Consider the following 20,090-nt stretch of genomic DNA (forward strand, 5'->3'; position numbering starts at 1 on the left):
CGGCAGGGAAAAATTAGGCCGGTTCGGCCAGACGCTTGTCCCACATGGCCTTGAAGCCGGGGCGGGCCTGGCAGGATTCGAGCCAGGCCTTCAGCGCCGGGCGGCTGTCGAAGAGGGTCGCATGCCCCTGTGCGTAGCGCACGACTTCCGCCACATTGATGTCCGCCGCGGTGAACCGGCCGTCGATCATGTGGCTGTTCTTCGACAGATGCTTTTCGAGCACGTCGAACGGACGCTTCAGCAGGCGCGCCGAGACATCGATATCGGTCTTGCCCTCTTCCGTATCCTGCTTGCCGCCGGCGATCGTCGAGGAAATCTTGAGTGCCGGCGTCTCGATGCTGGTGGCAGCGAACAGCGACCACTGCACCATCAGGGCCTCTTCGTTGATATCCTTGGGGCCGAGTTCGCCGCCGTATTTGCGGGCGAGGTAGAGCGTGATCGCCAGCGATTCGTGCAGCACGAAACCATCATCATCCATCGAGGGGATCGAGCCCATCGGGTTGATCGCCAGGAATTCCGGCGACAGCGTGTTGACCCGCGCGCCGGGGGCCATCGGTTCGGGCACCCGGTAGCCCTGGATGATCGGCACATGCTCGAACGGAATGCCGAGTTCCTCGACGAGCCAGAGCGGGCGGGTCGCCCGCGAGCGATAGACACCATAGATTTTCAGCATTCTACGTTTCTCCTGGGCGTGCAGCCTGAAAGTCAAACCGATTTCGGGGTGACGGCATGCGAATGGATGTCGGCGGCAAGCTACGGGCATGCGCGGAAAAACGGAAGATCAATCCGCGTTGGACGACGATGAAAGTTTTCGATAGGATTTAATCGTGTCGTCATTAAAGGAGCCGCCCCATGCGCACCACCCAGTCGCTGAGCATCACACTGCCGATCGAAATGGCCGAGATGGTGAAGGCCAAGGTCGCTTCCGGCGAATATGCCACTGAAAGCGAAGTGATCCGCGATGGCCTGAGGACGCTGATCGCCCGCGATGCGGCGATCGAGAAATGGCTGGTGGAGGAGGTGGGCCCGGCCTACGATGAATTGAAGGCTCATCCGGAGCGGACGTTGTCGCCGGACGATCTCCGTAAGCGGCTCGATGCCCGTGCGACTTTGCTCCTCGAAAAACAAAACAAAGCATGAGCCATCGTGTCATTTTCGGGCCGAAGGCAGCAAAGGATCTTGAAGACATTATGACATATCTGGCGCCCAGGATGGGTGTCGAAGCGGCACGCGAATATGTCCGCAAGATCGAAAGTTATTGTCTGGGATTTGCCACTTTCCCGAAACGCGGCATGTTGCGCGATGACATAAGGCCCGGCCTGCGCCTCGTCGGCTATCGTTACAAGGCGACGATTGCCTTCTCCATTGAGGAGGACATCGTGATGATCATCCGCATTTTCCATCGCGGCCGCGATGTCGATTTCGGCGATGAACCCGACGATCTCGTTTAAACGATTCGGTTGTTCTCGATCGTCAGATGCGCAAGCCCCCGGCCTTGGTTGCCGCCGCGGCCAAGCTCGGTGGTGGAGGGCGTTTTCCAGCGGTATCCGATCACCGCGCCGTCCTGCACCGCTTCGAAGAGATTGCCCGAGATCAGCGCGTCGCCTGCGCCCTCGACCACCGTCACGGCGCAGCCCACTTTCGCCTGCCGCACGATGTTTCCGCTCGCCAGCACGTTGCGCAGATAGGGACCGAAGCCGAGCGCCATGCCCCAGAGCGGCACGTTCTCGATCACATTGCCGGTGACTGCGGTATCCGCTTCGACGCTGATGCCGACGCCGAAAATCGCCTCGTCCAGCGCGTAGGGGCCTACGGGTTTCAGATTGCGGACGATGTTGCTCGCGACGGTCGCAAGCCGACCGCCCTCGTTGAAGTTGACGACCGAGATGCCGTTCGCCGCGCCGTCGACGAGATTGCCGGAGATCATCGCGCCTTCGAAGGCGAACTCCGCATAGATCGCCGTTTCGCCCGATGCAAAACACTGGTTATTGGTGATCTGTGCGTTCGAGGCGCTGTTGGCGCGGATCGCCGAAAAGGCCGATTGCGAGATGTGGTTGCCGGTCACCATCACGTTGTCGGCGCGGAAGAGATTGATCGCATTGCCGTACTGGCCGGTTCCGCCATTCGTCGCGCCGGTCCTGAGGATGCGGTTGCCGGAGACGATCGTGCCGTCGATGCCCTTCGTCCAGCGATGGATGAGGATACCGCCATTGCCGCAGTCGACGATCGTGTTGCCGGTCACGGAAAGCCCCGTGCTTTCCACGGCCAGGAACCCGTATTCGCCGGCCTCTGAAATCCGGCTTCGCTCGACCCTTCCGCCACACCGTTCGAGCTGGACGGCCGTCTTTCCCGCACCGGTGATCTCGCAATTGTCGATCATCACCTCGCCGACATCGCGCAGGTGGACGAGCGCGGGGCTCTGGTCGTCGAGCCGGCGGCTGGCGCCGTCGATCACGATATTGGTAAGCTCGATGCGACGCACGCCATCGGCTTTCAGGAGGTACCCGTCACCGGAATAGACGAGGCGTGAAGCACCGGGCACGCCGGTGATCCGAGTGCCCTCGGGCAGGTCGAGATTGGAGACCTGATAATTGCCGGGCGGCAGGAAGACAGGCATGTTCCGGCGCGCAGCCTTGGTGATGATCTCGCCGAGTTCACGGCTTGCTTTCTCGCCGCCCTCGGGCGTGACGCCATGTTCCCGGGCATCGATCGACCCGCGCATATCGGCGGTCGAAAACCCCTCCGGGGTCGCGAGCGCACGGAGCGGCCCCCCTCCACAGGCGGCTGCGCTGGCGATCATCGTCAATACTGCCCGTCTCGAAATCATCCAACGCTATCCTTTGACATCAACGAAGCATTTTCCATGCCAGACCTTTGCATGATGGTTACGCGGATTAGTTTTGAGCGGGTGATTAGAAAATGCTTCTATACATGCTCCACGCATGGCAGATTTCACAATCTTTTTAAGCAACGATAAGGAATTCTGCGTCATGCTATACGCAATGGGGCGGCGGGTTCTCGCGCATTTTTCGGATGAAAGTGGAAGGAGAGGTGGGGATGGTGGGACCCTTGTCGCATAGCATGCCCCTGGCTTTCACCTCCGATCCGCTGGACGAACTCTGCACACGCCTGCTTCGTGTCTCCACTGAAACCGATACCGATTTCGACATTACCCCCGTCACAGGTCAACTCGAAGCCTATAGTCTTCTCGATCACCTTCCGGATTTCATCTATGTGAAGGATCGTCGGAGCCGCTTTGTCTTCGCCAACGCCGCCGCCGGCCGCAACAGCAGGTTCCACGACGGTTCCGACATGATCGGCAAGACCGATTTCGACATCCTCGCCCACGAGACCGCGCGTGAACTCTTTGCCGTCGAACAGGAGGTCATGTCGACAGGCATTGCGATCCAGGGCCGCGAGGAACGCATCAAGCTTCCGGATGGCCGCGTGCTGTGGCTCACCACATCGAAGATGCCGTTGCGCGATGCGGAAGGCCAGATCGTCGGCCTGGTCGGCATTTCGCGGGACATCACCGAACGCAAGCGACAGGACGACCGCCGCCACGGCCATGCCCGGCTGTTGGAGATGATCGCTCGCGGCCAATCCCTCCAGACGGTTCTCGATGCGTTGGTCCGCACGGTGGAGGAAGAACTGGACGGTATCACGGCTTCCGTCCTGTTTCTTGAAGAGAATACGAACCGGCTGCGTCACGGCGCGGCCACGCGGCTTCCGCCTGCGTATGTGAAACTCATCGACGGCCTGGAGATCGGACCGAAGGTCGGCTCCTGCGGCACGGCCGCCTGGCGGCGTTCTCCGGTTTTCGTCGTGGACGTCCTGGCCGACCCGCTCTGGGACGACTATCGCGAACTCGCGATCATATTCGGTTTCCGCTCCTGCTGGTCGACACCCATCCTGGCGCCTGACGGCCGGGTGCTCGGCACCTTCGGGCTCTATTCCGACAGCCCGCGCGAGCCTACGGATCTGGAGCTCGAGCTGACGGCCATGGCGACCGATATCGCCGGCATTGCGATTGAGCGTGCCCGCAATGAAGAGCGTATCCAGCATATGGCGCACCACGATCCGCTGACCGGCCTGCCGAACCGGACGCTGTTCTGGGCCCAGTTCGGCCGCACCTTGCATGAGGCCCGCCGCGAGAACCGCAAGGTCACGATTGCCTATATCGACCTCGATAATTTCAAGCAGATCAACGATACGCTCGGTCACGCTGCGGGAGACGAAGTCTTGAAGACGCTGTCGTCCCGCATGGCGAACTGTATCCGCGCCAGCGATCTTCTGGTTAGGCTTGGCGGCGACGAATTCGCGATCGTCTTCAGTAATCCCGGTCAGGATGAGCTGGGCGTCGTGCGCCGGCTGCAGGAGCTCCGTAATTTGGTGTCCCGCCCGATTGTCGTCGAAGGCAGGAGCGTCACGGCCACCTGCAGCATGGGGATCGCCTTCTTCCCGCAGGATGGTGATACGCCCGAAACTCTGCTCGCACGTGCCGATCGCGCCATGTATGAGGCCAAGGACCAGGGACGCGACCGGCTGCGTGTTTCAGGCGGCGAAGGGATTTAGTCCTCGCTTTCCGGCTCCGTATCACCGGTGCCGAAATGCCGTTCGGTGTCCCGATGGCCTTCGAGGATGTTGATCACCTGGAAGCGATCATCTGCATAACGGAAGTAGATGATGTATCCCCGATACGCGACGCTTCTCAATCGACGGCCGAGTTCCGAGCGGTCTCGGCCCATTGTACCGGGTAGCGTCGCGAGGTTGCGGCATTTGTGACGCAATGCTTTCACGAACTGTCGTGCGATTGCCGCGCTGCCGCTTTCTCTTGAGACGTAATGGGCTATTTCCCTGAAATCGGCCTTCACGCTATCGAGATATTGAATGCGTGGCACTCAATAGCCCTCTTTCTCAAGCTTCTCGAATTCGGCATCCAGAAAAGCATCCAGCTCTTCTTCGCTGACGTCACCGCCGGCTTCAATGGACCGCTGCAGCGTCTCCCTCAGCGCCGAAAGCTTTGCTTCGCGTTCTTCCACCAGCCGCAGGCCTTCGCGCACCACTTCGCTGGCCGAGCCGTAACGCCCGTCCTGCACCGCTTCCTCGATGAATTTTTCCCAGCGGGGACCGACCGAAACATTCATGATTTTGCCTCCGATATTCCCTCTTCAGAATAGCGGAATAGCAATTTATGCGCAATCTATGACATAGCTCGGGGGGCGTCGGAAAGGTGGGACCCCGGCGTCTTCTCCGCCGCCACGTAGATGGCTTCGAAGTTCGATACGAATTTTTCGAAGAGTGCGGAAAAGGCGTTGAGCTCTTCCTCCGGCCAGTCTTCCAGCACGCGGGCAAGCAGCGTCCGTTTGACAGCGCGGATTTCGGCCAGCAGCCTGTCGCCGAACTCGGTCCGGACGACGAGCGAGCGGCGGCCGTCGGCCTGGGATGCGTCGCGGCGCAGGATGCCGCGGGCGACGAGATCCGCCACCAGCCGGCTGCCGCGCGACGGGTCGATGCGCATCGCCTCCGCGATCGCGCCGACGGTGACCTCGCCCTCGATGCGGCGCATCACGTCCAGCACGTCGAGATGCGAAATGTCGAGACCCGGAGCGATATTGGCAATTGCCGTGCGCCCGATGATACGCCGGCCGATCAGCAATCGCATGCGGCCGAGCGTCTCGCTGATGCGCGCTACGTCTTCGGGGGAAGGGGCAGCGGCAGATTCCTGTTTCAAAAGGCTCTTGGTCATCGGGCAAGAATATCAGACCCTCCGCTCCGTTCCAACCATTCTTTGCTTTGGGCATCAAAGTGCCATTGACAATTATATGCTTGAGGCACATAAAATTTCGACACTTTGGATTAACCTATGGATATGACCCGCCCGGCCCCTGTGCCGCTTGTCACCGATCGCCGGCAGCGGTTGGTGATCTTCTGCTTTTTGCTGACGGCGCTGTTCATGGCGACGCTGGACAACCAGATCGTCTCGACCGCATTGCCCACGATCATCGGTGAATTCGGTGAACTGGAGCGTTTCGGCTGGGTCGGTTCGGCCTATCTCCTCGCGACCAGCGCGACGATGCCGATCTACGGAAAGCTCGGCGATCTCTTCGGCCGCAAATACGTGATGCTGGCGGCGATCGTCATCTTCACCGTCGGCTCTCTCACGTGCGGGCTTGCCTGGTCGATGGATTCGCTCATCGCCTCGCGCCTGCTGCAGGGCATGGGCGGCGGCGGCATCATGGTGTCGATCTTTTCCATCAACGCCGATCTATTCGAGCCGCGCGAGCGGGCGAAATATCAGAGCTATTCGAGCCTTGTCATTATGGCGTCCGGCAGCCTCGGCCCGCTGCTTGGCGGCACCATGAGCGAATGGTTCGGCTGGCGGTCGATCTTTCTCATCAATTTGCCGATCGGCATCGTCGCTCTGACCGGCATCTCGCTCCTGCTGCCCTATCGCCGTCCGGTCCGCAGGCCGAAGATCGATTATCCTGGTGCCATTCTGCTTGCCGCAGTGGTCGCGAGCATCGTGGTCTGGGCTGATAGCGTCACACTCTTCGGTTCGCTCCTCGCCTGGCAATCCATGCTGGTCGTGGCCTTCGGTGTGCTTTGCGCCATCTCCTGGGTCGTCGTCGAAGGCCGTGTTCCCGAACCGATCGTGCCTTTGAAACTCTTCCGGGACTCGACCTTTTCGCTGTTCCTGGTCGTGTCCTTCTGCACCGGGGCGGTGGCGATCGGCATGGCGAATTATTTCGCGCTTTTCCTGCAGACGACGACGGGCCTTTCGCCATCCGTGGCGAGCTTCTGCTTCATTGCCACCACCACCGGCATCGTCATCGGTTCCATATCGACCGGGAGGCTGATCTCCATCAGCGGCCGTTATAAGCCCTTCACGCTGATCGGCCTGTCGCTGAACGTCGTGGCGCTGTTCATCTTCTCGCAGCTTCCGGCCGGAACCCCGGTTCCCTTCATCTTAGGGTTCATGCTGATGCAGGGGCTTGCGATCGGTTTCGGCCAGCAGGCGCCGATCATCGGCGTGCAGAATTCCGCCCCGCGCGAAGATGTCGGTGCGGCGACCGGTGCCGTGACGCTGATGCGTATGGCCGGCGCTTCGATCGCGATCTCCATCTATGGCGCGATCGTTGCCGCCGGGATCAGGGGCGTCGGCACCAGCATTCCGGGCGTCGAGGATATCGCTTCGCTCACGCCGGCCATGATGCTTCGATTGCCGGAGGCGTCGCGGATCGCGGTTCACACGCTCTACACGGAAGCCTTCGTGCCGGTCTTCATGACGGGAAGCGCCATGGCGCTGATCGGCCTTCTCGCCGCATGCCTGCTGAAGCCGATCCGCCTGCCGGCGGCGCAGGTCGTCGAAAAGAAGGCAGGCCCGGCCTGATGCCCTTCCAAGTGCGCTTTTTGCGCCTATCTTGAGGGGCATGAAACCCGAGGCATTGCTTCATCCCACCCCGGCCGGGCTCTTCTGCCCCATCGGCCGCTTCCATGTCGATCCGGTGCGCCCCGTCGAGCGGGCTTTGATCACCCACGGCCATTCCGATCATGCCCGCGCCGGCCATGCGAAAGTGCTTGCCACGCGCCAGACGCTCGACATCATGCGGCTGCGCTACGGCGACGGTTTCGCCGGGTCGGAACAGGCGGCGACCTTCGGTGAGGAGATCGATATCGACGGCGTTCGCGTGAGTTTTCATCCGGCGGGTCACGTGCTCGGTTCGGCCCAGATCGTCATCGAGAAGGGCGGGCTGCGCATCGTCGTCTCGGGCGACTACAAGCGTGGTGTCGATCCGACCTGCGCGCCCTTCGCGCCGGTCGCCTGCGACGTCTTCATCACCGAGGCGACCTTCGGCCTGCCGGTCTTTCACCACCCGGACCCGAGGGACGAGATTGCCAAGCTGCTCACCTCGCTGAAACAATTTCCGGAACGCAGCCACCTCGTCGGGGCCTATGCGCTCGGCAAGGCGCAGCGTGTCATCAGGCTCATCCGCGATTGCGGCTACTCCGAACCGATTTTCATCCACGGCGCGCTGGCGAAGCTCTGCGACTATTATGTCGGGCAGGGGATCGACCTCGGCGACATCCGCCCCGCAACAATGGAGAAGAGCGATCCTGCCGCTTTCAAGGGAGCCGTCGTCGTAGGCCCGCCATCGGCCTTCCAGGATCGCTGGGCACGGCGCTTCAACGAGCCGCTGACCGCCTTCGCATCGGGCTGGATGATGATCCGCCAGCGGGCGAAACAAGGCGGTGTCGAACTGCCGCTGGTCATCTCCGACCATTGCGATTGGCCCGAGCTTCTGGCGACTATCGAAGAGATCAGCCCCTCCGAGGTCTGGGTGACCCATGGCCGCGAGGAGGCGCTGGTGCGCTGGTGCGAGCTGAAGAACATCCCCGCCCGCCCGCTGCATCTCGTCGGTTACGAGGACGAGGGGGATTGATGGTGATCGTCTTTTCCCGTCGAACCGTCAGCACCCCCCTCTGCCCTGCCGGGCATCTCCCCCTCAAGGGGGGAGATCGGCTGGGCGCACTGGTCTCTCCAAACAACTGGCGACACAACCCAACGAAAGCTCACCGAAGGGGGAAGGTTCAACAGCTTGTGATCTCCCCCCTTGAGGGGGAGATGCCCGGCAGGGCAGAGGGGGGTGCTGTCTCCGATGAGGTGGCGAGATGAAAGCTTTCGCCACTCTCCTCGACCGGCTCGTGCTGACGCCGTCCCGCAATGGCAAGCTCAAGCTTCTCGCCGACTATTTTCGCGATACGCCCGATCCGGACCGTGGGTACGGCCTCGCGGCGCTTGCCGGCGCCTTGGATCTCAAAAGCGTCAAGCCCGCCATGCTGCGTGATCTGGTGCTGGAGCGGATGGACCCGATCCTCTTCCAGTATTCCTACGACTATGTGGGGGACCTTGCCGAAACCATTTCGCTCGTCTGGGACGGCGGTCGCAAGGACACGATCGACGATGAACACCAGCCGCGCCTCGGCGAGGTCGTCACGCGGATGAATTCGCTCGGTCGCACCGAGGTGCGCTCTGCCGTCCGCGATCTGCTCGACCGGCTCGATACGTCGAGCCGCTTCGCCTTCCTCAAGCTCGTGACGGGCGCGCTCCGGATCGGCGTCTCGGCCAGGCTTGCCAAGCAGGCCCTCTCGGATATGAGCGGCAAGGATGTGACCGAGATCGAAACGCTCTGGCACGGGCTTACGCCACCTTACGAACCGCTCTTCGCCTGGCTGGAGGGCCGGGCGGACAAACCGGTTCTTGCGACTCCCGCGATCTTCCATTCCGTCATGCTGGCCAATCCGGTCGAGGAGGGCGATCTCGAGAAGCTCGATCCCGCCGATTACGCCGCCGAATGGAAATGGGACGGCATCCGCATCCAGATGTCGAGCTATGGCGGCACCAGGAAGCTTTATTCGCGCTCCGGCGATGATATCACCGGCGCCTTTCCGGACGTGGTCGAAGCGATCAATTTCGAGGGCGTCATCGACGGTGAGTTGCTGATCGGCGGCACGGCGCGCTCCAACAATCCGACGCGCACCTTTTCCGACCTGCAGCAGCGGCTCAATCGCAAGACGGTGACGGCGAGAATGCTGGACGACTATCCGGCCTTCGTCCGTGCTTATGACCTGCTGTTTGAGGGCGACATGGATATCCGCGCGGAAACCTTCTTCGAACGCCGCGGCCGTCTCGGCGAGGTCATCGCTCAGGCGCCGCATGACCGTTTCGATCTCTCGGAACTCGTGCCTTTCTCGACCTGGAACGAACTCGACCGGCTGCGCATTTCGCCGCCTGATCCGGTGATCGAAGGCGTCATGATCAAGAAGAAGGACAGTCCCTATCAGGCCGGCCGTCTCAAGGGACCCTGGTTCAAGTGGAAGCGCGATCCCTACAATATCGATGCGGTGATGCTCTATGCGCAGCGCGGCCATGGCAAGCGGTCGAGCTATTATTCCGACTTCACCTTCGGCGTCTGGGCCGAGACGGCGGACGGCGAGGCGCTTGTGCCGGTGGGCAAGGCCTATTTCGGCTTCACCGACGCCGAACTCGAAATCCTGGATAAGTTCGTGCGCGACAACACGGTCGATCGTTTCGGGCCTGTGAGGGCGGTGCGGGCCGATCCGGATTTCGGTTTCGTGCTGGAAGTCGCCTTCGAAGGCATCAACCGCTCGACCCGCCACAAGTCCGGCGTTGCGATGCGCTTTCCGCGCATTGCGCGGCTCAGGCAGGACAAGCTGCCGCGCGACGCCGACCGGCTTTCGACACTGACGGCCATGGTGGACGCGAAAGCGTCAACAGGAGAGCAATGATGAATCAATATCTCTTGACGATTCCGGACTATCTGATGGAGCAGGCCCGTACTGCTGCCGAAGAGGAAAATGTCTCCATCAACCAATTGCTCGTTTCATTCATCGCCGAAGGTATTGGGCAGCGTAAAGCCTGGAAGGCCCTTCAGAGGAGAGCCGCTCGCGGCAATCCTGAAAAGGCCCTGAGCGTTCTCGAATCCTTGAATGGACAACCGCCGGAGCCCGGTGATGAAATGCCGGATATCCCGCAATAGTCGGCAGGTGTAAAAGGCATGGCAGACGACCGCATTTCTTCCATTTCAGACAACTCGGAGAATGGCGGTCTGACCCGCCGCGCGCTTCTCGCCGGCACTGCCGGCCTTTCCGCTGCGGTGATGCTGCCTGCCTCCGCGCGTGCGGCCTTTCCGGTACCCGCGATTCCGCCGCTCGAAAGGGAGGATTATGCCGATGCCCGCCGGCGTTTTCGGACCAATCTGATCAGCAAGGGTCCTTCGCCGGAAAAGGCTCCGCCGCTCGATACGCCGGCCGGATCGAAGCGTGTCCTCTACCACGGCGGTCCGCAGGGCTCGATCGAACTGATCGCCTGGATATCCCCTTACGAGCCGTCGTCGAAGCTCAAGCCGGCGGTGCTTTTCCTGCATGGCGGCAATGCCACCGGCGATGGTCATTGGCAGCTGATGAAGCCTTATGCGGATGCCGGTTTCGTCGTCATGCTGCCGTCGTTCAGGGGCGAGAACGGCCAGGCGGGCAACTACTCAGGCTTCTACGACGAGACAACCGATGTGCTCGCCGCGGCCACCTATCTGGAGTCCTTGCCGGGGATCGACAGGAACCGCTTTTTTCTCGCCGGCCATTCGAATGGCGGCACGCTGGCACTTCTCGCCGCGATGAGCCGGAAATTTCGTGCAGCGGTGCCGATTTCCGCCGGCGTCGATGCCTGGCGCTACTTCCGTCGCTACAGCGGCGAGATCCGTTTTGATGAAAGCGATCCGAAAGAGTTCATCATGCGCTCCTCGGTCTGTTTCGCCCCGAGCCTCAAATGCCCGACCTTGCTGTTGCGGGGCAGCGAGGAGCGGCCGTTCGACAAGGACCACCAGCTCCTGATGGACAGGGCACGTTCAGCCGGCCTATCCATCGAGGCAAAGACCCTGCCGGGCACACATAATGGCGTCGTGCCGGGCGCGGTCGCCGAAAGCATCCGCTTCTTCAACCGCATCGCGGCTTGAAATCCGGCTGTCCGCAGGCCTTGGGCCTGTCATTTCCACATATTTCGCACTATGTTGCGGGAATGGAAATCGTTGCAGGCCGCATGATCATTCCGGCAGATTATCCCGAGCTGAAACAGCTTGTCTGGAGCCGCGACCCCGCGCGTCCGATTCCGGCCGAGGAGGTGTTGTCGATCTACGAGCGCAACTGGCGTTTTGTCGATGAGGACCGCCTGACCTCGCGGGAGGCCGATCTCATTCGCGATCTCGTCGCCGAATTCGGCCACGGCGTATTGCTCAAGTCCTGATGAAGACTTTTCTGAACCACGAGCACCGGGTCATTGCCGAAGCGTTGTCACTGATGGATCACGATTATCTGCTGGCCAACCGCTGCTGGTTTGGCGGAGGGACGGCGATCGTCCTCAAGCTTGGTGAATACCGGCGGTCGTTGGATGTCGACTTCCTTTGCTCTTCGATACAGGGGTATCGTGAACTTCGTAGTGCCGCGGCGGAGCGAGGCCTCCGGGCATTTTTTCCCGAGCCCGTGAAGGCTTTGCGCGATTTCCGGATCGATCAGTACGGCGTCCGGACGATGCTCGAATTCAAGGGGCAACAGATCAGGTTCGAAATCGTCCGGGAAGGGCGTGTCGATCTGGATGGGGTGAGAGATGCTGATCTGGGAGTGCCGATCCTGAGCACTGCGGATATGGTTACCGAAAAGCTCCTCGCCAATGCCGATCGCTGTCAGGATCGTTCGGTGGCTTATCGGGATGCTTTCGACCTCGGGATGTTGATGGAACGCCACGGCCCGTTTCCCGCGCAGGCAGTCGACAAGGCGAGAATGGCTTACGGTACAGACATACAGCGGAAATTGGCCTGGGTCGTGGATCGATTGCAGGATGACGGAGAACGCGACATGGCGGCCGATGTCCTGACGATGCAGCGAGACATCGCTTCCCGAGCTATTTCTTTTCTGCGGGATGAAGTTGCGCGACTGTGGCCACTGCCGACCGACTCAGAATCCTGATCGGATCGCCTGCACCAGCTTCGCGCCAGCCGCGTTTGCCAATCTCTCTTCCGATATCATCTGCCGGAAGCGGGTTTCATGCCGATTTCTCTTCGACCTTTCCGCCGAATCCTTGGCCTTTCCTCCGTTCTTGCGGCAGGTGTCCTATTGGCGGGCTGCCAGGTGCCATTCGTCACCGATACGAGCCGGATGAACCCGGACGTCTTCGTCCAGGAGACGGCGCCGGTCTTCTATGTTCCCCCTTATGCCGATCCTCCGACGAACCAGCCGCCTCCGACCCCGGGCGCGATCCCGCAGCGGCGCCAGCTCTACCCTTCGGATTTCCACCAGACATACGGTCTGCCGGTGTCCAATCCCGTGCATCGAACCCTGTATGGCGTGGTCCGCGACGAGGGGCATACGCTTCCGGCCGTCCCCTATTCGCGAATCGATGCTCGATACCTGCGCCAGGAGGTCGATTATCGCACCGGCGAGGCCCCCGGCACGATCGTCGTCGATACGCGGCAGCGTTTCCTCTATTTCGTCCAGCCGGGCGGCAAGGCGATCCGTTACGGCGTAGGCCTCGGCAAGGCGGGCTTTTCCTGGCATGGCCGCGGCGTCATCCAGCATAAGGCGAAGTGGCCGCGCTGGACGCCGCCCGACGATATGGTGGCCCGCCAGCCGGAACTGCGCAAGTTTGCCGCTTCCGAAGGCGGTTACAATCCGGGCCTCAACAATCCGCTCGGCGCCCGGGCGCTCTATATCTACAAGGATGGCAAGGACACGCTCTATCGCGTCCATGGTACGCCGGATTGGCAATCGGTCGGCAAGGCGACGTCATCCGGCTGCGTGCGCATGTTCAATCAGGATGTCATCGATCTCTTCGACCGGGTTCCGTCAGGCACGCCGATCGTCGTCATCTGAACCGCAGGAAGGGATGTGGAATTGTCCAGGGGGGCGGTTTCGGCTGCTCCCTTCGCGTTCCATCCCATCGGTTTGAGACATCGTGTTCATATTGTGAACAGTTGCTTAATTATCGCAGACCTATGCTCGAACGCCACGGCAGGGATTCGGAACCTTTCAGCCGCCCTTCCGTTGAAGTATGCTTTTTTTGAGTTCAGGCGTTTCGATCGAGCGGTCCTCCACACATGATCCATAAAACTCTCTATTCCCGCCGGGGCTTCCTGTCCCTCCTGGGCGTCGGCACGGCCTCGACCTTGGCCGGCTGTGCTTCGACGGCGCCTGGGCCGGGCGACACGATGATCACCTATCGGGAGGGAGGCAGCGTCCGCCGGCCGGCTATCCTGCCCGGCAGCAGCCCGGAACTGGATCAGATGTACGGCACGGTGGTCGATGGCGGTTTTGTCATTCCGGCCATTCCTTATCAGCAGATCAATCCCCGCTACTATCGCCAGCGCGTTCTTGATCCGACCGGCGAGCGTCCCGGCACCGTGGTCGTGGATACGCCGTCCCGCTTCCTGTATCTCGTCGAGCCCGGCGGCTCGGCGATGCGCTATGGTGTCGGCATCGGGCGCGAAGGCTTCGCCTGGTCCGGCGAAGGCGTCATCCAATGGCGTCAGAAATGGCCGAAATGGACCCCGCCGAACGACATGATCGCCCGCCAGCCGGAGCTTGCGAAATATTCGGCGGACAATGGCGGCATGCCGCCGGGGCTTACAAATCCCCTCGGCGCCCGCGCGCTCTATATTTTTCAGAACGGCCAGGACACGCTCTATCGCCTGCACGGCTCGCCGGAATGGAACTCGATCGGCAAGGCCGTTTCTTCCGGCTGCGTTCGCCTGATGAACCAGGACATTATCGATCTCTACGAACGCGTGCCCCAGAAGGCGCGTGTGGTGGTCTGGCAGTAAGCAGACCTGAGATCAGCCTGAACGGAACCCATCTGGTGACGGAGGAGGTGCCGCCCGTGCTCGAAATCGATGCTGCGCTCGTCAAACGCCTGGTCTCCGCGCAATTTCCGCACCGGGATCGCCGATCTGCGAGAAAAGGATACGCCTGTGCGGATACCCGCCGCCGCTGGAGCGAACGGATCGTGGCGGCTCATCTCGTGATGGCCTGACCTTTGCGGGAACCTCCTCCGGAACTCCCTCGTTGAAGCGGAAGCGATTCGGAGGAGCCCATGCAGCAGAACTCACTATGGCGGGCTTACAGCTACGCCTGGATCACGATGGCGTTTTTCATTTTCAGTCTGATCGGGCACTGGCTGTTCGGCTGGTTCGCCTTCGTTCAGGAACAGGTGGAACACGGGCAGGCGGTCGAGTTTTCGGGTTACCTGATGGAAATGCTGCGGGATACCTTTGAGAACTGGCAGTCCGAATTCCTGCAGCTCCTGTGGCAGGTCGGCGGCTTGGCGTTTTTCCTGTTCCTGGGCTCGCCGCAATCCAAGGAGGGCTCCGACCGGCTGGAGGCGAAGATCGACGTCATCCTGCGCAGGGTGGACCCGGTGGACGGTGACGGCGTCATCCGGGAACTGGATGAGCGCTATTCCGGCCGCCATACGGATGAGCCCGAAGCGCACAAGACATAATCCGGCGTGATGATCTTAACCGGTCTTGATGATGCCCCAGACAACTCTCGTATGGACAGCAAAGGTGAGCGTCCCATCGCTGGCATAGGGGATGAGGATTTCCCTGAGTTCCGCATCGAATACGGCATTGCGCGAACCCAGTTTTGAGGGAGCGAACGTATCCCGCGAATGCTGGCAGCGAATGAAATCGGCTACGCTCTGCTGAAAGGGCGCCGAGAGGAGGAACGCGTCGCCTTCAAGGTCGAGGTAGGCTTGGTAGCGCGCCCATTCGTCAGCCTGCCGGTCGGGATCGAATGGCCGGCCGGTGAGCGCCGGCACCCATTTCGTGAGAAACGCGCGCCAATCGGTTTCCCAAGGTGGCTCAAAGGGCGTATCGCCGGAGACCACGGCAAACCTATGGCCAGGATTGGCATGGGCCGCAAGCCGCGGGAAGAGTCTCGCATGATCCATCCAGTGGACGCTGGCGGCCGCGACCGTCAGGTCGAATCGCTCATCGCCGATCGGAAAATCCTCCGCAAACCCTTCGATCCAGTGCAGGTTCGGCGCATCGCCGCCGGCAAGCGATTGGCCGAGTGTGAGCATCTGCCGCTACGGATCGACTGCTGTGACCTTTTCGAAATACCTGACGAGAGGTCGGGAAATCTTGCCTGGACCGCAACCGATATCGAGAAGGGTAGACCGTTCGGGGGCGATATCGAGAAGTTTTTCGAAGACGGCATCGGGATATGGCGGCCGGTATGGGTAGTTTTCGACGACATCGGCTTCCTCGAAGGAAGCTCCGGCACGTTTGCTCATGAAAGCCCGCTTTTGTTGCTGCAGTCGAAGATCGATAGCTACCCCGGAGCTTTGTCAAACGGATGACAGTTCCGTCTTCATCCGCACGCACTCAATAACCTCTCCTTGAGCGCCACCAGTCCGTCGCGGAGTGCCGCGGCTTCATCGAGGCCGCAGCCGAGGGCCTTGCCGATCGCTTCCGTTACGTTGGCGGCCTCGTTCTTGAGCTCGGCGCCTTTTCCCGTGAGCGAAATCCTGACCTGGCGCTCGTCGTCGCGGTCCCGTTTGCGGGCGACGAACCCGGCCTGCTCCAGCCGCTTGAGAAGCGGGGAGAGCGTGCCGGAATCAAGCCCCAGCCGGTCGCCGATCGCTTTCACGGGCTGGCCGTCTTCTTCCCAGAGCGCGATCATCACCAGATATTGCGGATAGGTGAGCCCCAGCGGCTCGAGCAGCGGCTTATAGGTCCGGTTGAAGGCATGCGCAGCACCATAGATCGCAAAGCAGAGCTGCGCATCGAGCTTGATTTCGAAATTCTGCGAATCGCGTGCGGTTTTCTGCATGGCCGGTCCTGTCTTCACGCATCTGTGCTCTATCTTTTTCCGAGTTTGCATTTTCGCAGGCTTGACGTCCGATTGCAATGCGCGTAATTAGATTGTGCGCAATTGAATTGCGAGCAATATATACCGAAGGGAGTTTGAAGATGCCCATTCTCTACACGACCAGGGCTTCCGCCACCGGCGGCCGTGCCGGCCATGCCCGTTCCGCAGACGGTGTTCTCGATGTAAACCTCACTGTTCCGAAGGAACTTGGCGGCGACGGTGCCACCGGCACCAATCCGGAGCAGCTTTTTGCTGCCGGCTATTCCGCCTGCTTCCTGGGCGCGCTGAAATTCGTCGCCGGCAAGGAAAAGGTGAAGATCCCCGACGATGCGAAGGTGACGGCAACCGTCGGCATCGGTCCGCGCGAAGATGGCGGCGGCTTCGGCATCGAAGTCTCGCTCTCGGTCGATATTCCTGGCGTCGAGCGCTCGATCGCTGAAGACCTCGTTGCCAAGGCGCATATTGTCTGCCCCTACAGCCACGCCATGCGCACGTCGACCGAGGTTCCGGTCTCGGTCGCCTGATCGGCTTGATATCAGCGAAGTTTCCGAGATTTGCGGCTCCGATGTTCAGCGATCCGAAACCGGCACAACCCGGAAACAGACTGCCCGTAGCGATGCTGCGGGCAGTCTGCTGTTCGGGCGAATGTCAACCTTCGGCGTTAGCAGTCACTTCTTTGCGACCGATCTGCGAGACGCAGCGTGCGGCAAGCAGCAGCAACATCATTGTCGGGTTCGCGCCGCCACCGGTCGGGAGTACGGATGTGGAAAGGAGTTGCACATTCGGCACCGCGAAAACCTTGAGATCGGCGTCAACCACGCCTTCTTTTTCAGTGGCGGCCATGCGGGTCGAGCCGGTCGGGTGATAGATTCCTCCTCCGCGCGCCAGGGCTGCTTCCGCCTGCCCGGCGCCCATCCGCCTGAAACGGGTGATCGCCGACAAAGAAAGCTTGCCCCACATGGCCTCGAAAGCGTCTACCGAACGGGTCAGGTTCTGCTTGTCTCTTTCTGTTACTTCCCAGGAAATGACCGCAAGCGGATTGCCGAATGCATCCCGCCGATCCGATGAAAGCGAGATGCGATTTTCGACGCTGGGTTCCTGCTCGATGACCATATGCAAAGGGAGCTTGGCGCCGTCCGGAAAAAGCAGGCGTTTGCGGTAATAGCGCGACCAGACCGCCCGGACCAACCATGGTGCGGTCCTAACCAGTCCCATGATGTCACTTGCGGCAGGCAGGCGCCTCTTTTGCAATGAACGGAAGACGCCGCGCAATACGTCGAAGCCGCCCTTTCCATCAGTCTCGAAGGCGATATGCGCAAAGCTTGGTCGTATTTTTGCTCTCAGGTCGCTATCGCCTCCCAGTTCAAAGCGCAGGTTGCGCATCGTTCCGTTCTTCTCGAAACGGAAGCCGACATGCTGATTGAGTTCCGAGAAAGCGGAGGCGACGATCTCGCCGACGGGCGTGGACAGATGATCGCAGAAATTCCGGCCAAGTTCGGGAGAGCGAACGGAAATGATGCCCTTGTGCTGCGCATCCATGAGCAGGGCGAGCCTCGTCGTTTCGATCGCGCCCGCGGATATGATGGAGCGATCGGCTGAAACCGACAGCTCGTCGCCGGACAGGGTCTTTGCCGTAATCTTCCGCAGCATGGAGCCATCGAGAGAGAAATCGGTGACGGTCGCATTGAGCCACACTTCGAGGTTTGGCAAGATTTCCAGCCGATCCCTCGTAAGGTTGTAAATGTTCCGCTTCTTGAAGGGTGGCCATTTCGCCAGACGGGCCGTGTGGGTTGTCGACGACAAGTCCGCCAATTCGTAATCGCCCTGGGCCAGACCGAAGACATTTTCCACCAAAGGGATGAACGGACGAAGATCTTCCATGGTCACAGGCCATTTGGCCATCTCAAGATCTTCGTTCTGAAAGGGGATAAGGGCTCCGCCCCATCTGGTGGACGTGCCGCCAATGCATCGGAACCTGCCGTGGGCGGCTCCATCATAAATGGATTTCAGATGTACGACTTCGTTGAGCGGATGTTCTTCCGCATTCTGGTGGAAACCGCCGGACTCCAGGCAGATCACATTATGCCCGGCTTCAGCCAGCCATACACTGACAAGCAGTCCTGTCGTTCCCCCGCCGATAACCAGGATATCCGCCTTGGCTTCCAGCCGACCGACGCCGCTCAAATCCTTGATCATGCAACGGACTCGGCGATGCGGGCATATTGCGGCAAGCGTTCCGGGCGGAGCGTGCTGACGATCACGGCTCCCGACCGGTTCCGCCGCAATGCATCCATGAGGATATTTTCCACACTTGCATGGTTGCCGCTGCTGCGGGCACCGCTCACATAGCCGTAGGTCACCTGCATGGGCAGGCCATATCGCGACAACGCATCGGCTTCGCGGTTTTCCAGGCTGTCCAGAACCTGTACATATTGGCAAAGGGCTACGCAGTGCTCGGCAATCGGTGCTATCTTGTCTGCCGTGCTTGCAAGGCCGAAGTTTTTGACCTTCCCGGCTTTCACGCAATCCTCGAGCCATCGGAGCCATTCGTCGGTACGGACTGTGCCAGGGTCCGGCTCGTGAAGCGTGTAGACGTCGATGCGGTCCCTTCCGAGCCGTTTGAGGCTTCGTTCCAGAGCGACTTTGGCTCTTGCCAGGTCGAAGGTCTTGGTGGGGGCGGATATGGGCTTTATAACCCTGCCGGCCGCTTTGCGTAGGAAGATCAGCGCATCTGGCTGTGCTTCTCCGCCCGGCGAATAGATGCCGACCTTTGTCGTGACAGTCAGAGCGGGATGCTCGTACAGCACCTGCTTCAGATCCCGCTCGGCTGCGCCGAAGCCGTAATATGGCGCGGTATCGAAATGGGTGAAGCCGGCGTCAACCGCAGCCTTCAGCAACCGATAACGAGTAGCCGGTCGTCCGGCGTTAAAAAGGGATGCGGTTCCGAGAATAAAACGCGAGCAACGTAAATTGATCCCAGGAATGACTACTTGCTTCAAATTTATATCTCCAAATACACCTCGTCAGCCTGCCTGAGATTTTGTTTAAGTCCAGTGAAATTTCATTGAAAAATAAACGGACCCATGCGCCTTGCGATAGTGTCCCGATGGCTGCCGTATCGCCTTTCTACCTGATCCCGTTCAGCGTCTTTCTCAGCCGGTTCGGCTCGTCGTCGCCGAAGCTCTCGTTAAGCTCGGCGTCGATCTCGGCATGCACGCGCGTCCAGATCGGCAATGCGGCGGAAAGCATGGTCATCCCGTCATTCGTCAGCCGCAGGAGCTTGCCGCGCCGGTCCTTCGGATCGGTTCCGGTTTCGATGAGGCCGCGCCGTTCGAGCACCTTCAAGGCCGCCGTCAAGGTCGTGCGGTCCATCGCGAGCACGCTTGCGACCTGGCTCATGGTTGCCGGCTGCGGCCGGTTCAGCGCCATCATCATCGAAAACTGCCCGCTGGTGAGCCCGATCGGCTTCATTGCATTGTCGAAACGGCGCGCCAGTGCTCGCGCCGCCCGCTGCACGTGAAGGCAAAGGCAGGTATCGCGAACATGCAATGTCGTCGAAAAAGGGATGGCTTCGATGGTGGACGAGGCCGGATGAGTCGGGTTTGACAGCATGGAATTATTATGTTGATATCAACGTACCGTGTCAAGCA

At 60.7% G+C, this 20,090-nt stretch carries 26 protein-coding genes; 15 read left to right on the forward strand and 11 right to left on the reverse strand.

The genetic code is table 11. The features are described 5' to 3' along the window. Positions 1–13 precede the first annotated feature (13 nt). Entirely contained in the window at positions 14–673 is a 660-nt protein-coding gene (locus QEO92_RS03395; protein ID WP_227702164.1) for a glutathione S-transferase family protein, read from the reverse strand. Positions 674–852: 179 nt separating this feature from the next. Here QEO92_RS03395 and QEO92_RS03400 point away from each other — a divergent pair, with 179 nt between their 5' ends. Both QEO92_RS03400 and QEO92_RS03405 read left to right on the forward strand, forming a co-directional pair. Then, positions 853–1,140, forward strand: coding sequence for a ribbon-helix-helix domain-containing protein (locus tag QEO92_RS03400; RefSeq protein ID WP_227702165.1), 288 nt, complete (start codon positions 853–855; stop codon positions 1,138–1,140). Between the two features lie 50 nt (positions 1,141–1,190). After that, entirely contained in the window at positions 1,191–1,451 is a 261-nt protein-coding gene (locus QEO92_RS03405) for a type II toxin-antitoxin system RelE/ParE family toxin (RefSeq protein WP_265105659.1), read from the forward strand. Here the strand turns inward: QEO92_RS03405 and QEO92_RS03410 are convergent. Then, positions 1,448–2,827: a TIGR03808 family TAT-translocated repetitive protein gene (locus QEO92_RS03410; protein ID WP_227702167.1), complete on the reverse strand. Its 1,380-nt coding sequence runs from the start codon at positions 2,825–2,827 to the stop codon at positions 1,448–1,450. The two genes, QEO92_RS03405 and QEO92_RS03410, sit on opposite strands and share 4 nt — an antisense overlap. A 230-nt stretch (positions 2,828–3,057) precedes the next feature. On the opposite strand from QEO92_RS03410, the gene QEO92_RS03415 reads away from it, so the two are divergent. Next, positions 3,058–4,575 carry a sensor domain-containing protein gene (locus QEO92_RS03415; protein ID WP_161784810.1) on the forward strand — a complete coding sequence of 506 codons (1,518 nt, stop codon included), beginning with the start codon at positions 3,058–3,060 and terminating at the stop codon, positions 4,573–4,575. Here QEO92_RS03415 and QEO92_RS03420 read toward each other — a convergent pair. Genes QEO92_RS03420 through QEO92_RS03430 form a run of 3 tightly spaced genes read right to left on the reverse strand, consistent with a single transcriptional unit; the run spans position 4,572 to position 5,749 of the window. Beyond that, entirely contained in the window at positions 4,572–4,901 is a 330-nt protein-coding gene (locus QEO92_RS03420) for a type II toxin-antitoxin system RelE/ParE family toxin (RefSeq protein ID WP_037157853.1), read from the reverse strand. The genes QEO92_RS03415 and QEO92_RS03420 overlap by 4 nt on opposite strands. Then, a complete protein-coding gene (locus tag QEO92_RS03425; protein ID WP_227702168.1) occupies positions 4,902–5,147 on the reverse strand; it encodes a type II toxin-antitoxin system ParD family antitoxin in 246 nt (81 codons plus the stop codon). A 56-nt stretch (positions 5,148–5,203) separates the two neighbouring features. After that, positions 5,204–5,749 (reverse strand): MarR family winged helix-turn-helix transcriptional regulator, encoded by a 546-nt coding sequence (locus tag QEO92_RS03430; protein ID WP_227702169.1) that lies wholly within the window; start codon positions 5,747–5,749, stop codon positions 5,204–5,206. Between the two features lie 117 nt (positions 5,750–5,866). Here QEO92_RS03430 and QEO92_RS03435 point away from each other — a divergent pair, with 117 nt between their 5' ends. From QEO92_RS03435 to QEO92_RS03485, 11 genes are all read left to right on the forward strand, one after another. Next, the gene (locus tag QEO92_RS03435; RefSeq protein ID WP_227702170.1) at positions 5,867–7,393 is read left to right on the forward strand and encodes an MDR family MFS transporter; all 1,527 of its coding nucleotides are present in this window, start codon (positions 5,867–5,869) and stop codon (positions 7,391–7,393) included. A 40-nt stretch (positions 7,394–7,433) separates the two neighbouring features. Then, entirely contained in the window at positions 7,434–8,444 is a 1,011-nt protein-coding gene (locus tag QEO92_RS03440; RefSeq protein WP_037157841.1) for a ligase-associated DNA damage response exonuclease, read from the forward strand. A 229-nt stretch (positions 8,445–8,673) separates the two neighbouring features. Continuing rightward, positions 8,674–10,311 (forward strand): cisplatin damage response ATP-dependent DNA ligase, encoded by a 1,638-nt coding sequence (locus QEO92_RS03445; protein ID WP_037157839.1) that lies wholly within the window; start codon positions 8,674–8,676, stop codon positions 10,309–10,311. Continuing rightward, positions 10,308–10,562 (forward strand): hypothetical protein, encoded by a 255-nt coding sequence (locus QEO92_RS03450; RefSeq protein WP_200884011.1) that lies wholly within the window; start codon positions 10,308–10,310, stop codon positions 10,560–10,562. Before QEO92_RS03445 ends, QEO92_RS03450 begins: the two co-directional genes overlap by 4 nt. Before the next feature lie 18 nt (positions 10,563–10,580). Beyond that, a complete protein-coding gene (locus tag QEO92_RS03455) occupies positions 10,581–11,534 on the forward strand; it encodes an alpha/beta hydrolase family protein (protein ID WP_227702171.1) in 954 nt (317 codons plus the stop codon). Between the two features lie 62 nt (positions 11,535–11,596). Continuing rightward, on the forward strand, positions 11,597–11,821 hold the full coding sequence (locus tag QEO92_RS03460) for a hypothetical protein (protein ID WP_227702172.1): 225 nt from the start codon (positions 11,597–11,599) through the stop codon (positions 11,819–11,821). Continuing rightward, entirely contained in the window at positions 11,821–12,540 is a 720-nt protein-coding gene (locus QEO92_RS03465; RefSeq protein WP_227702173.1) for a nucleotidyl transferase AbiEii/AbiGii toxin family protein, read from the forward strand. The genes QEO92_RS03460 and QEO92_RS03465 overlap by 1 nt, the downstream gene beginning before the upstream one ends. Positions 12,541–12,618: 78 nt before the next feature. Next, positions 12,619–13,443, forward strand: coding sequence for a L,D-transpeptidase (locus QEO92_RS03470; RefSeq protein ID WP_227702174.1), 825 nt, complete (start codon positions 12,619–12,621; stop codon positions 13,441–13,443). A 224-nt stretch (positions 13,444–13,667) separates the two neighbouring features. Beyond that, a complete protein-coding gene (locus QEO92_RS03475) occupies positions 13,668–14,390 on the forward strand; it encodes a L,D-transpeptidase (protein WP_037157833.1) in 723 nt (240 codons plus the stop codon). 56 nt (positions 14,391–14,446) lie between these two features. Next, complete coding sequence (locus tag QEO92_RS03480) at positions 14,447–14,599, forward strand: hypothetical protein (RefSeq protein WP_161784809.1); 153 nt, start codon at positions 14,447–14,449, stop codon at positions 14,597–14,599. A 60-nt stretch (positions 14,600–14,659) separates the two neighbouring features. Then, entirely contained in the window at positions 14,660–15,067 is a 408-nt protein-coding gene (locus QEO92_RS03485; protein ID WP_227702175.1) for a DUF6766 family protein, read from the forward strand. 15 nt (positions 15,068–15,082) lie between these two features. Here the strand turns inward: QEO92_RS03485 and QEO92_RS03490 are convergent, their stop codons facing one another. The 3 genes from QEO92_RS03490 to QEO92_RS03500 all read right to left on the reverse strand — a co-directional run bounded on the left by QEO92_RS03490 (position 15,083) and on the right by QEO92_RS03500 (position 16,401). Continuing rightward, on the reverse strand, positions 15,083–15,649 hold the full coding sequence (locus tag QEO92_RS03490) for a class I SAM-dependent methyltransferase (RefSeq protein WP_227702176.1): 567 nt from the start codon (positions 15,647–15,649) through the stop codon (positions 15,083–15,085). 6 nt (positions 15,650–15,655) lie between these two features. Then, on the reverse strand, positions 15,656–15,862 hold the full coding sequence (locus tag QEO92_RS03495) for a class I SAM-dependent methyltransferase (protein ID WP_227702177.1): 207 nt from the start codon (positions 15,860–15,862) through the stop codon (positions 15,656–15,658). Between the two features lie 77 nt (positions 15,863–15,939). Beyond that, entirely contained in the window at positions 15,940–16,401 is a 462-nt protein-coding gene (locus tag QEO92_RS03500) for a MarR family winged helix-turn-helix transcriptional regulator (protein WP_227702178.1), read from the reverse strand. Positions 16,402–16,541: 140 nt separating this feature from the next. On the opposite strand from QEO92_RS03500, the gene QEO92_RS03505 reads away from it, so the two are divergent. Next, a complete protein-coding gene (locus QEO92_RS03505) occupies positions 16,542–16,964 on the forward strand; it encodes an organic hydroperoxide resistance protein (RefSeq protein ID WP_227702179.1) in 423 nt (140 codons plus the stop codon). 124 nt (positions 16,965–17,088) lie between these two features. On the opposite strand, the gene QEO92_RS03510 is transcribed toward QEO92_RS03505, so the two are convergent. The 3 genes from QEO92_RS03510 to QEO92_RS03520 form a co-directional block, all read right to left on the reverse strand. Beyond that, the gene (locus QEO92_RS03510; protein WP_227702180.1) at positions 17,089–18,636 is read right to left on the reverse strand and encodes a GMC oxidoreductase; all 1,548 of its coding nucleotides are present in this window, start codon (positions 18,634–18,636) and stop codon (positions 17,089–17,091) included. Continuing rightward, positions 18,633–19,337 (reverse strand): aldo/keto reductase, encoded by a 705-nt coding sequence (locus QEO92_RS03515; RefSeq protein WP_280107488.1) that lies wholly within the window; start codon positions 19,335–19,337, stop codon positions 18,633–18,635. The genes QEO92_RS03510 and QEO92_RS03515 overlap by 4 nt, the downstream gene beginning before the upstream one ends. Before the next feature lie 229 nt (positions 19,338–19,566). Further along, a complete protein-coding gene (locus tag QEO92_RS03520) occupies positions 19,567–20,052 on the reverse strand; it encodes a MarR family winged helix-turn-helix transcriptional regulator (RefSeq protein ID WP_227702182.1) in 486 nt (161 codons plus the stop codon). Positions 20,053–20,090 lie beyond the last annotated feature (38 nt).

The sequence above is a fragment of the Neorhizobium petrolearium genome (assembly GCF_029854435.1).
Taxonomy (GTDB): domain Bacteria; phylum Pseudomonadota; class Alphaproteobacteria; order Rhizobiales; family Rhizobiaceae; genus Neorhizobium; species Neorhizobium petrolearium.